This window comes from Pyxidicoccus sp. M6 (assembly GCF_055568925.1).
On sequence record NZ_CM145714.1, the window covers coordinates 7,060,960 to 7,077,034 of the forward strand.

The window sequence follows — 16,075 nt, forward strand, 5'->3', positions numbered from 1 at the left end:
TCGTGAGGGAGAACGGAGTCAGGGCCCGTCACAGGCACTTCAATTGGGGCCGGAAGCTGCTGGAATCCATCAGCGGCTTCCGGACCCGGAACTGTCGGGCTTCCAGCTCGTCTCCGCAACGTGTTCAAACCGGTGAAACCGGGGCTCCGTCTGATGATGCGTCGCCCCGATCGGCTCCCCAGCGCCGGGCTCCACGAGAATTGCTGATTCAAGTGCACCGATAAACTCGGAGACCGTCGGATAGCGCTTTTTCTGCAATTCCACGGCGCGAACGAGAACACGCTTGAGCGCATCGGAGCACGGCAGTCTCTTCTCGATGAATCGCTTCTGATTTTTCAGAATGCGCAGTGGCAGGTTCTTCTTGCCGTACAGGCTGAAAATTGCGCACATTCCCAAGCCATAGACGTCCAGCAAGACAGTAGAGCGCGACGTCCGCGCTGCCTCTGGCGCGATGTAGAGATGGTTGCCCATCACGCCAGTGCGTGTCCCTCCAGTCGTATCTGCGGCCCAAACCAGATCGAAGTCGGTGAGCTTGGGACAATCTCCATCAATCAGGATGTTGGCTGGCGTCAGGTCACGGTGAATGATGCCCTGACTGTGTGCGTACTGGACGGCTTCTGCGGTCTTGAGAACCATCTTCAGAGCAGCAAGGCCGTCCAGCTTCTTGAGTGCGACGGCCTTACGCAGGTCAGGACCATTGACGTACTCCATTACGAAGTAGAAGAACCCATGTTCTTCTTCCTTGGAAGGGATGACTCGAACAATTCCAGGATGGGTCAGTCTGGCCATCTGCCGAGCACCGCGGAAGAAGCGCTCCCTGCGCGATGAGTCATGGGCATACTGGCTGTGGAGCACCTTGATGGCCACCAGTTCCCTTCGAGACCGGTCATACGCCCGCCATACCGTACCAAAGCCTCCATGGCCAATCGGGTCTAGGAGTTTGAATCTGGCATCGTGGAGCAGGTCTCCTGGCTGAAGCTGTCCCCCCTCGCGGATCGCACGCTTCACTTTCACGATCTGCCGTTGAATCAGCGTAGGATCCTCGCCTGCGATGACACAGGCCTCCTTCTGCGCATAGAGATGCGCCTGACGCTGAGTGAGTTTCGAGAGTATTTTGCTGCGTCGGAGCGGCACAGGCTCGCGTTCATCCGTTACACCAGGAGAGGCAACCGGGACGTCCGGTCGAGAGGGCAGCGGCTTGGGTTGTCCGAGCGGGGGCAGCGCCGTTTCGCTTCGACCAAACAGATGGGCATAAAGCGTGTCGTAATCCGCATCTATGAGATATCTCATCCCGGTGCTCACATCTCGTGGCACGTATTCCGCATCCGACCGGTCGAAGAGCACTGGAAGAAATCGGGCGTTGCGGCCTCCCGACTCATAGAGCATCCGGGTGATCAGAGATGCCTCCCACTTCGTGCCCAATCCCTCACTCGCACCTCCCAGGCCATGGTAGCGGTTGTAATATGTCTCCGTGCAGACAACGATCACTTTGTCAGCAACCGCGAGTTCGTTCTCGCACCACTTCGGCCATCCCTCAGGTGGACTCGTAGCGAAGCGATCCAGGCGACAATCGATTCCATCGCTCCGCAGGCGTTTTGCCAGCGCAAGCACTCGCGCCTTGTGACTATCTGAGTCATGGCTGTAGCTGATGAAGACCCGCAACGGCTTTGCAGCGCGGCTCGCCACAGCCGAATCATCCGCAAGTGCGCCCCTGTTCGTCACACCTGAGGACTCCATCTGCGGTGCCATTATCTCCTGCGTTCCCAGCACGGACAGGAACGCGGGCACCTCCGGGTGCGCCGGGTCCTCGTTGAGGATGGTGAGCAGGTACGGCTGCGCGCGCTGCACGTCCGCGGCGCGCGTGCACAGCCGCAGCACGTTGAGGAGCTGCTCGGACGCCTGCGCCGCGTTCCCCGAGACGACGTAGATTTGATACGCCTTCTCGTGCGCGTCCAGGTTCTCCGGGTCGACGGTGAAGACCTTGCGCAGGTGCTCCAGCGCTTTGTCGTGGAGCTTGTACTTGACGTAGACGTCCGTCTCGGTGAGCAGCTCCGCGAGCCGCTCTCGGCTCATACCCGCCGGAAGCGGCGGCGCCATCGGGGCCGGCGCGGGTGTGGGCTGGCCGAGAGCTGCAGCCTGCAGGGACTGGCCGGGAGCCGACGGCGCGGGCTGCGGGGCCATCACGGGCTGGTGGTGCTCCACGGGGGCCGGAGCGGGCACGCGGCGCGCGAGCAGGTCCGGATCCTTCGGGTCCAGCGCCTCGAGCTGCGTCCAGGCGACCTCGGCCTCGGTGTGCCGGCCGCGCTCCTGGTGGATCTTGGCCAGCTCCTTGTAGACGGACGCCGCCTTGGAAACATATCCCAGTTCCTGGAACGCCTGGGCCAAGAGCGTGAGCGTCTCCACGTCGCGGCCGTCCGCCTTGAAGCACACCTGGAGCTTGGCGAGCGCGCGCTTCTGGTCGCCGCGCTGCAGGTACGAGACGGCCAGCTCCTTGGCCAGCGGAAGATTGTCCGGCTCCAACGCGGAGAGCCGCTCCGCCACGCGAAGCCAGTCGTCAGCGCGCGCGTTGCGTTTGAGGTGCTCGGCGGCGCGCTTGAGCTCCTGCGCGGCCTCGCGCGTCATACCCTCGCGTGCATACAGCTCCGCCAGCTTGAGCTTCGACGCCACGTTCTCCGGGTCGAGAGCCACCATCTTCTTCAAGGTATCAAAGGACGCCTTGGTGTCCCCGGCCTTGTCGTAGTGGTTGGCGACAATCTGGAAGTAGGCCATCGCCTCGGACATCAGCCCGAGCTCTTGGTGGAGTTCCGCCAGCTTGAGGTTGACCTCCAGCAGGTTGGGGTTGAACTTGAGGACCTGCTTGTAGAGGGCAGTGGCCTTCAGGAAGAAGCCGTCGGAGGAGTAGCTGTCCGCGACCTTGATGAAGAAGTGCGCCGCCAGGGCGTTGTCGTTCTTCTTCTGGTACAGCTCCCCCATTTTCTGGAGGACCCGGATGTCCTTCGGGTCGACTTCGAGGATCTTCTGGTACTCCTTGATCGCCTTGTCGTAGGCGCCCTTCGCGACCAGCTTTGCGGCAGCTTCGATGATCTTGTTCTTGTCCATCGAACGTTGGCGTTCCGCCGGGTGCTTCGGAACCCCCTCCCCAGGACAGACAATGCTACTGGACACTGCTCTGTCGAGTCGATGCCCCTCCCTCAGGCTGACGCGGAACTTGACGAAGTGCGGCTATTGGCTGTCCGTGGTGCCTCGGTGGCTTGGGATGAGCGAACACGCCCAATGACAAACGGACAATGCGTGGCAGGGCCTGGACCTCTTGGCTGTCTTGAGCCTCGACACCACGCGGCCTGGGGGGCCCTCGTGCCGGGCCCACCTCGCACATGCCGTGAGCCAGCCCAGGTGCTCCAGCATCGTCAGCCCGCCCTGGCCCCAGTCATCTCCCCCTGTTCAGGACGGCACGAGCGCCCTAGAGGCCTTGAAAGCTTCAATCACCCGCTCCGCGAGAGCAGAACTGGGGTTCCCCCGGGAGGAGCACGCGGGACAGGCGGAGGCGATGGGGCCCGCGTCGTCGGGTGAACCTCGGTTTTCCGTGAGGGGCCGGGGTTTTCTGTCGGGGCCTACGAGTTCCTGACGCGTCTGTCGTACTTCCAGGGCCTGGCCCCAAGGGCAACCGCCATTGCACACGCATGGCAGCCGCCTTGCATTTCGCGCCGCAGGGGCCGTGTCGTGGAGGTCTGATGCGTTTTCGATATGTCGTTGCCGTTGCAGGGCTGATGCAGTCTGGCGCCTTCTTGCTTCCGGTGTTCGGGGCTTCACCGGCGGAGGCCTGCTCTCCGCCATTGAGCTCCCGGCAGTACTTCACCATCCAGGACAGTCTGCCCGGGGACGGCGCGACGGACGTGCCCACGGATGGGGCCCTCCTGCTCACGTCACGGGCCTGGACGGTCCCGAATAGCTCCACCGACGACGGGGACAACTTCGCGAGCGCGCTCTCCGTCACGGTGAAGGACGCGCAGACGGGGGACGTGGTGCCGGGACAGCTGCGAATCTGGTTCGGTGAGCCGCATGGGATGGCATGGACTCCCACGAGCCCGCTGGCACCGAACCGGCGCTATGTGATGGAGGGCACGCTCGACCAGGATGTCCAGCGGCCCGGCGAGGCGCAGGGGCCCACGGAGCTCCGCCAGGAGTTCTCCACGGGCACACGGGCGGCGCCACCGCTGGAGGTGCTGGGCGGCCTGCAGGTCCGCCTGGAATCCTTCGAGCGGGACAAGCGCGACTGCACTCCCGGCCTGTGTGAGTGCGCGGTCGTCGGGCGGGAGATGGCGACGCGGGCCCAAATCACCGTGCCCGCGGTCCAGGGTGGAGCGCCGGTGGGGGGCTACCACGTGGAGATCTGGGTCACCGACCGGACGCCCTACCGGTTCGACACGTCGGCGCAGGAGCCGCACCAGGTGCAGTGGGGCGTATGGGGCGTGGACTCCACGGGCGCTGCCACGGAGACGTCCTTCGCCATGCCTGACAACCCCAACGGCATGCCCTACCTGCCGTGCTTCGCCTGGCGCGTGGTCGACGCCGCGGGCCATGCCACCGAGGGCGAGCCGGTGTGCCTTGCTTCGTTCGCAGCTCCTCCGAAGGAGGCTGGGGAGCTCATCGATCCGGACGACGCGAGGGAGCGTGGACTGGGGTGCTCGGTGGGCCGGTCCCCTGACGGCACCGTGGGCACGGCGCTCCTGGGAGTGCTGGCAATGATGGCCGCCGCACGGTGTCGCCGTCGCGACGTTTGACACCGCCCCCATCGCCCGTCGCGGCGGTCCCTCCCCGGCCGGTTTCCGGGTGTGGGGCGCCGCGACTTGCGAGGCGACCGTCTGCTCCGCCTCTCGGCCCACCGTATCCATGAAACCAGACAGGCATCCGCGAAACATCCGGATGCTTCACTCCCGGGCCTTCACATTCGCCAGCAGCATTCTCATATGTTTCGCGGCTGATGAGCAGGGACTGATTGCGCCTGGGGAGGCAGGCGTCTCAGGTCGCTGACACATGAATGATAACGCGGGCAACACACCGTGCGCTCGCTGTACCTCCTTGCACACGCTCCCCTGCTCTCATCACCAGAGTAGAAACAGGCGTAAGTCGGCGCGCACCGTGTCCGGGCGCGAACGCTATTTGTGTTCACTGGAATTTGATTTGGGTGCACATGTTCTGTGCCCCGTGAATGCAATTCAGCATTCCCGCTACAGGGTAGCAGTCCGTGCAAGCGGCTGGTTACGCCCCCAGAGACACAATTGATGTCCGACTTCTGTCTTCGAAGCACCCGTAGCCTCGCTATGGTTTCACTACTGTCTCTCTCGCTCGTGCTCGCAGTGGCGTGCGACCCCAACGCAGAGTTGCAGCAAGCCGCCGAGACCGATGCGGTCACCGCGCCCGAAGAGGTGGCCGAGGTAACGGCGCCTACGCCCGAGGAATCGGGCGAAGTGACGGAGCCCATCCGCCCCACGGAGAGCAACGAAGAAATCCTCGCTCAGCTGGGTTCGCCCTCGAGCCCGACTCCCAGTGAGGCCCCGACCCAGGCCACGGCCACGGCCGTTGCGCTCCGCTCCGTCGCCGACTGGGAGAAGCTGTTCCTGAATATCTGGAGCTCCACCCATACCAACGACTGGCTCCCCCGGAGCCTCTCGCTGGATAGCTATCAGTTCTACAACCTCGGCTACGCCATCGACGGCAACACGGCGATGTATCGCGCCACCGGGAAGACCCAGTACCTCGACCGCGCTCTGCTGTACGTCAACAACATGGTCAAGAACGCCAAGGTCTCCTCGTCGCTCTCGACCAGCAGGTACAAGGACTCGTACCTTGGCTGGACCTCGAAGGAGTCGGGAACGCTCGGTCAGGAAGTGCCGTTGTGGGAGAGCTACTGCTGGCGCTATGTGACTCGCATGCTGCGCGTCATCCGCGAGACGCCGACGCTCTACAGCAACCCGACCTACCGCAGCCAGTATGACCGTCTGCTTGCCTTCACGGAGCGGAACATCTTCGAGAAGTGGTACAAGCGCAACGCGAACAACAATGTCTATCGGGGCCGCACGCACATGGCGGCGCACTGGGCCTATATCGCGATGGACCTGGCGCGCATGACGACCGACTCCACCAAGAAGGCGCTCTACCAGACGGTCTACACCAACATCAATCGCCGCCTGCCGAACTACGCCTCCTCGATGCGTCAGCAGTTGAAGCCGCACCCGAAGAACCCCGCGGCCTACTACTGGAGCGCCGTGTGGGGCTCCACGGCCCTTCCCGGGCAGGACTGTCCGCACGGTAACGGCGTGATCTCGTACATCGCCGAGGCCCACGACGCGGGCATCGAGTTCACGAACGACGACATGCGCAAGTTCATCGCGACGCTCACCACCGTCGTCTGGCCCACCACCGGCAAGTATGCGAACTTCGTCGACGGCTCGGGGCTTGGTGGCGGCTGGTTCAGCGACGGGTGGATGAAGCTTGGCCGCTACGACGCCAATCTCCAGCGCCGGCTGGAGGTCCATAACGTGGGCCGGACCGTCCAGTTCTACGGCAACGGAGCGCTCAATGCGCGAATCCTGTCCGGAGCGGCCACGCCGTAAGCGGACGGACACACTCCCCTCCCGCCACTGAGCGCGGGAGGGGATGACGGGCTCCTGAGCTGCCAGGCCGAATACCCGGCCTGGCAGCCTGGGGGCCCTTCGTGTTTCAGCGTCTCAACTGTTCGCGGTTGACGCGCTCACGCGATGTGGAGAGACAGCCGCCCGAGCCCTGGCCTTCCTCCGTCGGCGGTAGAAGCGCAGCGCAGGCTGCTCGACGAGGTGGGTGATCGCGGTTGCCAGAAGGAGCGCGACAGCGAGCGCTACCGCGATGGCCGCCTCGGGGCGCCAGCCTGCTAACTCGAGCCGCTGGATGATGAGGTAGCCGATGTTCTGGTGGACCAGGTAGAGCGGGTAGGAGATGAACCCCAGGAAGATGAGGGGGCGCCAGGTCAGCCAGGCCAGTGCTCTCGTCGCGAGAGCATGGGAGATGCCGAGGACGGCCAGGAGCACGATGACGCTGGCGGTGCTCCCTACGAGCAGCTCGTGAGTGAGGCACAACCCGATCAACGCGAGCGAGGAGGAGGCGGAGACTTCGCCACGGCTCCGTTTGAAGGCCAGGACTCCCAGCGCGAAGAACTGCAGGTGCGGCCGCCCCGCGAAGCGAGCGGCGACTGGCAGTCCCATCGACTGGGCGACCAGCTCGGCCACGGTCTGTAGCGCGACGAGTGCGATGAGGACGGGGATGACCTTGTCGAGCATCCGTGCTGACAGGAGCACGAGCACCAGCGTGTAGAAAGACAGCTCGACGGTCAGCGTCCAGTAGACGCCATCCACGTGGGCGACGCGCAGGAACTCCTGGAACATGGTCAGGTTGACCAGGGCCGCCTGGATGCTGACTTTGCGATCCGGCAGATTGAACACGCTCACCACCGTGAAGGTGAGCGCGAGGCTGATCCAATAGGCCGGGTAGAGCCGGGTCACACGGCTCATCGCGAAGTCCCGGGCCCTTTCGACGCGCTCCAGCGACATCAAGATGACGAAGCCGCTGATCGCGAAGAAGAGCTGGACCCCGTACTTTCCGAAGGGCACCTGCGCCCAGAGCTGGGCTACATGCCCATAGCTGCGGTCATAGTGAGTCGTGTAGTGGAACAGCACCACGAGCAGCGCGGCGATACCTCGGAGTGCATCCAGCTCGATCAGTCGATGAGGCCTGGCACTCGCGGATTCGGAATCATTCACCATGCGCGTTCCCTCTCCCGTCAAGGGTAGCCACATGGGCAGGGGACCGGTTCCTCCCCGAGGGACGGCACAGGTGTCGAGATTCCACCGCCCCGGGGCCCGGGGGGAGTCGCGCGGTTGGAGGGTGTGCAGGCGGCTGCCACGCGATGGTCAGGGCGAACGGGCAAGCAGCCCTGCCCGCGGGCTCAAGTCTCGTGCTCCTGGCGCACGTCAGAACCCGAGGAACTCGAGCTCATCATCCGTGAGCTGATGCAGGGGCTGGCGGCTCTTGACCTCGCCGGTCCTCGGGTCGTTGTACAGCTCCGTCTCGGGGAGGTTGCGCAGGACCAGTTCCAGCTTGCGGATCTGCCCGCGCTCCGAGTCGATCATCTCCCGCTCGCGGATGATGTTGGCGATGACGCCGGCGGGAACGATGGTGTCGCGCGAGGCATCACCCTGCGCCTGGTAGGAGACGAAATTCGAATTCTTGTTCTTGAATTGGATGACCAGGGCCGCGAGACGCTCGGAGTCAATCTGGTACTCCTCGCGGATCCGCTTCATCCGTCCTTCGCGGTCTTCGATTCGCGCGGCAATCTCGCGAACCTTCTTCTGCATGGCCTCACGAAGGACAGGAGTCGTCTTGGTGTTGTAGCGGACGGACTCGAACAGCCCGGTAGGTTCCTCGACGTGGTAGCCCATGATTTCGTTCCTCTTTCCGTGGGTTGAGAGCGAACGGAAGACGGCGCAACCGCGGCAGCCTGACGTCATGAAAAAAGCCCCCGGTGCCTGGCGCACGCGGGGGCTTCTCGAGGAGCCCGCGTCCCGGAGAGGGCCACGGGCCAGCGCGCACTTCTATTCACACCAATGCGGCTGGGTGACGCAGTCGCGACAAAGCCCGCCCACGCACACGGTGCGTCCCGGGCAGTATTCATCCGGGTAGCGGCAGGCCAGGGCCTGCTCGGTCTCTCCGAGCTGGGGCTCCGCCGCTTCTTCGACCGGGCCACCGCAGCCCGCCAGCGCCAACACCGCCATCAGACCCACGGCACTTCGCCAGAATCCACGCATAGAGAACTCCTCGTCCAGGGGGGTTGTACGGCCTTGCCAGCGTAGCGGACCTGGCAGTCACGATGCGAGTGGCAGATGTTACAAGGTATCATTTATGCCGGCGGGGCACACCGAGCGGAACCGCACCACTCGGGCACCGGCGGTTACCCATCCCTGCGCACATCGCCTGCCACCTCCGTGCTGGAGGCACTGCCCGGGAAGCAGGCAGCCAGACACGAGCAACCGGCCGACATCCCTCGTGAACGCGGCAGCGTCCGTGCGTCCTGATAACTTCAGGAGTCATGTCCGCCTCCCGCCATCCCCCGGTCTACGCCGCCGACGCGGGTGGTGCACTTCCCTCGGTGCGGGACGGGAACCCGGTGCCTCGTGTGGGCAACACTCCCCCGGCACCCACCACCGTCCTGGAAGGAAGCCTCGAGCGCATCACCTACACCAACGAGGAGGCCGCCTGGAGCGTGGTCCGGGTGGTCGTGCCCGGTCGCAAGGAGCCCATCACCGCGGTGGGCAACCTCCTGGGTGCCCAGCCCGGGGAGTCCCTGCGCCTCACCGGCGAGTGGGTGCAGGACCGGAAGTACGGAGAGCAGTTCCGGGTCGTCTCCTACGCCACGGTGAGGCCCGCGACGCTGGTGGGCATCGAGAAGTACCTCGGCAGCGGGCTGGTGAAGGGTGTGGGCCCCGCCATGGCGAAGCGCCTCGTCTCGCGCTTCGGGCTCGAGACGTTGGACATCATCGACTCGAAGCCCGAGCGACTGGCCGAGGTGAAGGGCTTCGGTGAGAAGCGCCGCAAGCTCCTCATCGAGACATGGGCCGAGCAGCGCGACATCCGTCAGGTCATGGTCTTCCTGCAGACCCACGGGGTGCCAGCCAGCTTCGCGGTGAAGGTCTACAAGCAGTACGGCGCCCAGGCCATTCCCGTGGTGCAGGACAATCCCTACCGGTTGGCCATCGACGTGTATGGCATTGGCTTTCGCACCGCCGACCGCATCGCCCAGTCACTCGGAGTGCCCACCCACTCGCCCAAGCGCGCCGAGGCCGGCGTGCTGCACGTGCTCCGGGAATTCTCCGAGGAGGGCCACCTCTACGCACCGCGCGACAAGCTCACCGCGCGCACGGTGGAGATGCTGGAGGTGACGCCCGAGCTCGTGGACGCGGCCATCACCCGGCTCGCCGCGGCCGAGTACCTCGCCGTGGAGGGTGCCAGCGCCCTCGCCCAGCCCCGTCCCGAGGACGCCGTCGAGGCGGTGTACCTCAAGGCGTTACACGTCTCGGAGGTCGGCGTCGCGAACCTGCTCAAGGCGCTCGCCGCCTGGCCCGCGCGCCCCCTGGAAGTGGACGTGGAGCGGGCCATTGCCTGGTTCGAGGGCCGCCAGGGACTGACGCTCGCCCCCGAGCAGAAGGAGGCGGTGCGCCAGGCCATGGTGGCCAAGGTGCTGGTCATCACCGGCGGCCCGGGCACCGGCAAGACGACGCTCGTGAATGCCATCCTCTCCATCCTGGAGAAGAAGGGCCGCAGGATGTTCCTCTCCGCGCCGACGGGGCGCGCGGCCAAGCGGATGGGAGAAGCCACGGGGCGCGAGGCGGAGACCATCCACCGCCTCCTCGAATACAACCCGCGCACCCACGGCTTCCTGCGCGACAGGAACAACCCGCTCGAAGCCGACGTGCTGGTGCTCGACGAGGTGTCCATGGTGGACACCGTGTTGATGCTCAACGTGCTGAAGGCGCTGCCCCCGCACTGCCAGCTCCTGCTCGTCGGAGACGTGGACCAGCTCCCGAGCGTGGGCCCGGGCAGCGTGCTCCAGGACATCATCGCGTCGGGACACGTGCCGGTGGTCCGCCTGAAGCACATCTTCCGCCAGGCCCAGGAGAGCCTCATCATCACCAACGCCCACCGCATCAACCAGGGCGAGCTGCCACAGGTGCCGCCCGCGGACGCGATGGCCGACTTCTACTTCGTGGAGAAGGAGGCGCCGGAGGCCATCCTCGCGGCCGTGAAGACGCTGGTGAAGGAGCGCATTCCCCGCCGCTTCGGGTTTCATCCGGTGGACGAGGTGCAGGTCCTCGTCCCGATGAACCGGGGCCTCATCGGCACCGCGAATCTCAACACCACCCTGCAGGAGCACCTCAACCCTTCCGGAGAGGAGCTCACCCGGGGCCACCGCACCTTCCGCGTGGGCGACAAGGTGATGCAGGTGCGCAACAACTACGAGCTCGGCGTCTTCAACGGAGACATCGGGCGCGTGGAGGCCATCGACAAGGACGAGCAGATGCTGCTGGTCCGCTTCGACGGGCGGACGGTGGCCTACAACTGGTCGGACCTCGACGAGCTCGTGCTCGCCTATGCCACCAGCGTCCACAAGTCCCAGGGCAGCGAGTACCCGTGCGTGGTCCTGCCCCTCCACACGCAGCACTACACGCTCTTGCAGCGCAACCTGCTCTACACCGGCGTGACGCGCGGCAAGAAGCTGGTGGTGCTGGTGGGAAGCAAGAAGGCGCTGGGCATCGCGGTGCGCAACGGCGACACCCAGAAGCGCTTCACCCGGCTCGCCGCGCGGCTGCGGGACTGACGCCGCGAAGCGAGCTTTCAAAGCGGAAGCCCCCCGTCGCCACAGTCGGACGCGACGCCGGAGCACGAGCGCCCCAGCGCCAGGTTCTTTCAGCTCTCGTCGCCGCTGCTGTCGGACATGTACCCGCCCAGCTTGTCGAACTGCGTCGGCTTGGGGGTCTCCTTCTTGAAGTTCTGGTCCTTGTAGTTGACCGTGCGGCGCATGTAGTCCGGGTTCTTCGCCATCGGGAAGGTCGGCGTGTCGCCCTTGAAGGCGTCGTCGAGGCTGATTTTCCCGTCCTGCACCATGCGCAGCACGCCACGCGCCGCCTTGTCGGAGCCCAGAACACGCTGAGGTTCGGAGACGTGGGTGATGGCAGAGAGCTTCGCCGCGGCATTCTTGGCCTGCCCGCTGGTGAGCTTCTCCGGATCCTTGCCCTCGAGCGCCTTCAGGAGATCCGTCGCAATCTCCTTGTCGGTCGCGCCGCTCTTCCTCATGCCGTCCACGAGGTCAGAGTACTTGTGCCCCACGGAGGACTTCTTCCCGTAGTTCTTCGCCTCGCTGCTGATCTTGAACCCGGGGTCCGAGGTCGGGAACTTGCTCGCATTGACCGGACCAAACGGCGTGTCGAGCTTCGTCTTCGGCTCGTTCTTCGGGTTCTTCTTCGCGAGATTGCCGGCGTCCGCCCGGAAGCCGCTGGTGCCAGAGTGGGAGGCCACGGCACTGCTGGAGCTCATGCGGTCCATGTCCCGCTGGTGCTTCCGCTTCAGCCGCGCCTCGGTGCTGTTGTCCTTGGCCTCATCCGTCTTCGGCTTCTTCGCCGGCGCGGAGCCGTCCACGTCATCCGCCTTGCGCTTCTGGGCGCCACCCAGCGGCGGCGGGCTCGGAGAGCGAGAAATGGACGGAGAGGGAGAAGAACCACCCAGCTTCAGTTTCGGCATGGAACACCTCCGGCGCGGGGCCAGCAAATGACGCACGGAGCCTAACACCGCGCCTTCGCTGTGGCTGGAGGTTTTTCCGGTCTTCCGGGCGCCGAACGAAATGGCGCCGCAAAGGCAGACGCGGAAAAAGAAAACCCCCGTTGCCACGAGGGCAACGGGGGTTCTCAAAAAGAATCCGGCAGCGACCTACTCTCCCACGCGGTTTCCCGCGGAGTACCATCGGCTCTGGAGGGCTTAACTTCCGTGTTCGGGATGGGAACGGGTGGGACCCCTCCGACATAGCCACCGGAAAATCAGCGACAGTGCATACAAAGGGTAAGTTTCAATTCGTGCGAGTGAAGTCTCGCTGCGCCTATTTTGAAGCGTCTTCCAGGCGAGTGGCTTTCACCACTCGAGCCTCGGCCTTGGCCCCGAGTCCCTTACGCCCCGTGAGGAGGCATGGAAGAGAACGGGGAAAGTAAGCCGCTCGACCCATTAGTACCGGTTAGCTCAACGTGTTACCACGCTTACACACCCGGCCTATCAACGTCGTAGTCTTCGACGGGTCTTCAGGGGCTTGCGCCCGGGATACCTGGTCTTGAGGTCGGTTTCCCGCTTAGATGCTTTCAGCGGTTATCCAATCGGCACATGGCTACCCAGCGATGCCTCTGGCGAGACAACTGGTACACCAGCGGTGCCTCCAACCCGGTCCTCTCGTACTAAGGTCAGAGCCTCTCAAGTATCCTACGCCCACAGCAGATAGGGACCAAACTGTCTCACGACGTTTTGAACCCAGCTCGCGTACCGCTTTAATTGGCGAACAGCCAAACCCTTGGGACCTGCTCCAGCCCCAGGATGCGATGAGCCGACATCGAGGTGCCAAACCTCCCCGTCGATGTGAACTCTTGGGGGAGATAAGCCTGTTATCCCCGGAGTACCTTTTATCCGTTGAGCGATGGCCCTTCCATTCAGGACCACCGGATCACTATGACCTGCTTTCGCACCTGCTCGAGATGTCTCTCTCGCAGTCAAGCTCCCTTATGCCATTGCACTCGCCGCCCGGTTTCCAATCGGGCTGAGGGAACCATCGCGCGCCTCCGTTACTTTTTGGGAGGCGACCGCCCCAGTCAAACTACCCACCAGACAGTGTCCCAGTCCCGGATGACGGGACATGGTTAGACACCAGAAATCAACAGGGTGGTATTTCACCGTTGCCTCCACCGAACCTAGCGGCCCGGCTTCAAAGGCTCCCACCTATCCTACACAGTCAATCCCTAGTGTCACTGTCAAGTTGTAGTAAAGGTTCACGGGGTCTTTCCGTCTTGCTGCGGGTAAACTGCATCGGCACAGCTATTTCAATTTCGCTGAGTCCCTCTCCGAGACAGCGCGGAAGTCGTTACTCCATTCGTGCAGGTCGGAACTTACCCGACAAGGAATTTCGCTACCTTAGGACCGTTATAGTTACGGCCGCCGTTTACTGGGGCTTCGGATCATCGCTTCGCCTTGCGGCTGACGAATCCCCTTAACCTTCCAGCACCGGGCAGGAGTCAGACCCTATACGTCGGCTTGTCGCCTTCGCAGAGTCCTGTGTTTTTGGTAAACAGTCGCTACCGCCATTTCTCTGCAACCTCTCTCGGCTTCGGCTGTACGCCTACACCTACCAGAGGCCCACCTTCTTCCGAAGTTACGGTGGAAATTTGCCTAGTTCCTTGGAGGAGAGTTCTCTCAAGCGCCTTAGGATTTTCTCCTCACCCACCTGTGTCGGTTTACGGTACGGACACCCTATGAGCTCCCTACGGGACTTTTCTTGGAAGCCGAGCATCAGCGACTTACCCCTGACGGGGCGCCATGGGGTCTCGGGGATGACTGCCGCGCCTTTAGTCGTACGCGACACCCCTACACCTTTAGACTGACACAACCACCGGTCAGCTCGCCTAGCTTTCTCCGTCCTCCCTTAGTTCAACGCTCACAAGATGGCGCAGGAATATTAACCTGCTTTCCATCACCTACGCCTTTCGGCCTCGGCTTAGGTTCCGGCTAACCCTGGGAAGATTAACTTGACCCAGGAAACCTTGGGTTTACGGCGAGGGGGTTTCTCACCCCCTTTATCGCTACTCATTTCGGCATCAGCACTCCCAGTCGCTCCAGCCGCCTTTTCAGTCGACCTTCGCTGCAACTGGGACGCTCCCCTACCGCCATGCGCTTTACGCATGACCCGAAGCTTCGGTACTAGTCTTGAGCCCCGTTACATTTTCGGCGCGGCCTGTCTTGACCAGTGAGCTATTACGCTTTCTTTAAAGGATGGCTGCTTCTAAGCCAACCTCCTGGTTGTCAATGACCTGCCACATCCTTTCTAGTGTTCACTTAGACTAGATTTGGGGACCTTAGCTGTCGGTCTGGGTTATTCCCCTCTTGCCAATGGACGTTATCACCCACTGACTGCGTCCCGGGATAACAATTGCCGGCATTCGGAGTTTGGTACGGTTTGGTAATCTGGTGAGACCCCTAGCCGTTCCAGTGCTCTACCTCCGGCATTGAATTGCCCGAGCCGATACCTAAATATCTTTCGGGGAGAACCAGCTATCACGGAGTTTGATTGGCCTTTCACCCCTACACACAGCTCATCTCAGAAATTTTCAACTTTCATGAGTTCGGTCCTCCATGCGGTGTTACCCGCACTTCAACCTGGCCATGTGTAGATCACCCCGCTTCGGGTTATAATACACGCAACTGAACGCCCTGTTTGGACTCGCTTTCGCTCCGGCTCCACCTATCGGCTTAGCCTCGCTACGTATATTAAGTCGCCGAATCATGATGCAAAAGGTACGCCCTCGCACTGCCTTGCGGCGTAGTGCTCGGACTGCTTGTAGACATGCGGTTTCAGGTTCTTTGGACTCCCCTTACCGGGGTTCTTTTCACCTTTCCCTCGCGGTACTTGTTCACTATCGGTCGCCAAGGAGTATTTAGCCTTACCGGATGGTCCCGGCTGATTCGGGCAGGATTGCACGTGTCCCGCCGTACTTGGGTACCCCGCTCGGCTCCAACCAGCTTTCGCGTACGCGACTATCACGCTCTTTGGTGGCCCTTTCCAGAGCCTTCCGCTAGCCAGTCAAAGTCCTACCGCGGACCCACTACCCCGCTGCCACTTGCGTGACATCGGTTTGGGCTTCTCCCATTTCGCTCGCCGCTACTTTGGGAATCACTCGTTGTTTTCTCTTCCTCAGGGTACTGAGATGTTTCACTTCCCCTGGTTAGCTCCATCCAACCTATGAATTCAGTTGGAGGTAACGCCGCTATTCGCAGCGCTGGGTTTTCCCATTCGGACATCTCCGGATCAACGCTCGGTTGACAGCTCCCCGGAGCTTTTCGCAGCCACCCGCGTCCTTCATCGCCTCTTGGCACCTAGGCATCCACCGCACGCCCTTAGTAGCTTACTTGCCCTGATCTCTTTCAGGCCCACCTCCCGGCGGACTTATTGAAACTCGAGACCAAGGCCCAGACCCCTGCTCTTCGCAGCAGGCCCGGAAGACTTCTTCGATTCAGCACTTGATGGGACTGTCTTGCACTGTCGGCGCATCAGAGCCTCCCGGCTCCGTCACACCTGGCAAAGTCAGTCCTCTGCGAGAACTTCTCTCAGCAGAAATTGAACTTACCCTTCGTATGCACTTGTCAAAGAACGCGAAGCTGAGTCGTTGGACTCAGTCCTTCAAAACCAAACAGCAAGCCCAGAGTAGAGAGTCAGATTGTGACTCGGAAACGTTGACCTGGTTGA

8 protein-coding genes and 2 rRNA genes are annotated in these 16,075 nt (G+C 62.9%); 3 read left to right on the plus strand and 7 right to left on the minus strand.

Annotation, left to right across the window (positions count from 1 at the left end; genetic code table 11):
• Nucleotides 1-69 precede the first annotated feature (69 nt).
• Nucleotides 70-3,099 carry a protein kinase domain-containing protein gene (locus ACVTJA_RS28090; protein ID WP_465824147.1) on the minus strand — a complete coding sequence of 1,010 codons (3,030 nt, stop codon included), beginning with the start codon at nucleotides 3,097-3,099 and terminating at the stop codon, nucleotides 70-72.
• 734 nt (nucleotides 3,100-3,833) lie between these two features.
• Here ACVTJA_RS28090 and ACVTJA_RS28095 point away from each other — a divergent pair.
• Entirely contained in the window at nucleotides 3,834-4,781 is a 948-nt protein-coding gene (locus tag ACVTJA_RS28095; RefSeq protein ID WP_465824148.1) for a hypothetical protein, read from the plus strand.
• A 687-nt stretch (nucleotides 4,782-5,468) separates the two neighbouring features.
• On the plus strand, nucleotides 5,469-6,614 hold the full coding sequence (locus ACVTJA_RS28100; protein WP_465824150.1) for a hypothetical protein: 1,146 nt from the start codon (nucleotides 5,469-5,471) through the stop codon (nucleotides 6,612-6,614).
• 114 nt (nucleotides 6,615-6,728) lie between these two features.
• On the opposite strand, the gene ACVTJA_RS28105 is transcribed toward ACVTJA_RS28100, so the two are convergent.
• The 3 genes from ACVTJA_RS28105 to ACVTJA_RS28115 form a co-directional block, all read right to left on the minus strand.
• Complete coding sequence (locus ACVTJA_RS28105; protein ID WP_465824152.1) at nucleotides 6,729-7,796, minus strand: acyltransferase family protein; 1,068 nt, start codon at nucleotides 7,794-7,796, stop codon at nucleotides 6,729-6,731.
• Nucleotides 7,797-8,003: 207 nt separating this feature from the next.
• A complete protein-coding gene (locus tag ACVTJA_RS28110; RefSeq protein WP_465824154.1) occupies nucleotides 8,004-8,471 on the minus strand; it encodes a hypothetical protein in 468 nt (155 codons plus the stop codon).
• A gap of 153 nt (nucleotides 8,472-8,624) precedes the next feature.
• Nucleotides 8,625-8,837 carry a hypothetical protein gene (locus ACVTJA_RS28115; RefSeq protein WP_465824156.1) on the minus strand — a complete coding sequence of 71 codons (213 nt, stop codon included), beginning with the start codon at nucleotides 8,835-8,837 and terminating at the stop codon, nucleotides 8,625-8,627.
• Nucleotides 8,838-9,118: 281 nt separating this feature from the next.
• On the opposite strand from ACVTJA_RS28115, the gene recD2 reads away from it, so the two are divergent.
• On the plus strand, nucleotides 9,119-11,404 hold the full coding sequence (gene recD2, locus ACVTJA_RS28120) for an SF1B family DNA helicase RecD2 (protein WP_465824157.1): 2,286 nt from the start codon (nucleotides 9,119-9,121) through the stop codon (nucleotides 11,402-11,404).
• An 89-nt stretch (nucleotides 11,405-11,493) separates the two neighbouring features.
• Here the strand turns inward: recD2 and ACVTJA_RS28125 are convergent, their stop codons facing one another.
• From ACVTJA_RS28125 to ACVTJA_RS28135, 3 genes are all read right to left on the minus strand, one after another.
• On the minus strand, nucleotides 11,494-12,324 hold the full coding sequence (locus ACVTJA_RS28125; RefSeq protein WP_465824159.1) for a hypothetical protein: 831 nt from the start codon (nucleotides 12,322-12,324) through the stop codon (nucleotides 11,494-11,496).
• A gap of 173 nt (nucleotides 12,325-12,497) precedes the next feature.
• Nucleotides 12,498-12,614: ribosomal RNA gene (gene rrf, locus ACVTJA_RS28130) — 5S ribosomal RNA — on the minus strand.
• A gap of 163 nt (nucleotides 12,615-12,777) precedes the next feature.
• Nucleotides 12,778-15,740: ribosomal RNA gene (locus ACVTJA_RS28135) — 23S ribosomal RNA — on the minus strand.
• Nucleotides 15,741-16,075 lie beyond the last annotated feature (335 nt).

What these genes read in the sequence shown, in the direction of transcription:
- ACVTJA_RS28090 (WP_465824147.1), bottom strand. Translation starts at nt 3,099, where the DNA reads ATGGACAAGAACAAGATCATCGAAGCTGCCGCAAAGCTGGTCGCGAAG.
- ACVTJA_RS28105 (WP_465824152.1), bottom strand. Translation starts at nt 7,796, where the DNA reads ATGGTGAATGATTCCGAATCCGCGAGTGCCAGGCCTCATCGACTGATC.
- ACVTJA_RS28110 (WP_465824154.1), bottom strand. Translation starts at nt 8,471, where the DNA reads ATGGGCTACCACGTCGAGGAACCTACCGGGCTGTTCGAGTCCGTCCGC.
- ACVTJA_RS28115 (WP_465824156.1), bottom strand. Translation starts at nt 8,837, where the DNA reads ATGCGTGGATTCTGGCGAAGTGCCGTGGGTCTGATGGCGGTGTTGGCG.
- recD2 (WP_465824157.1), top strand. Translation starts at nt 9,119, where the DNA reads ATGTCCGCCTCCCGCCATCCCCCGGTCTACGCCGCCGACGCGGGTGGT.
- ACVTJA_RS28125 (WP_465824159.1), bottom strand. Translation starts at nt 12,324, where the DNA reads ATGCCGAAACTGAAGCTGGGTGGTTCTTCTCCCTCTCCGTCCATTTCT.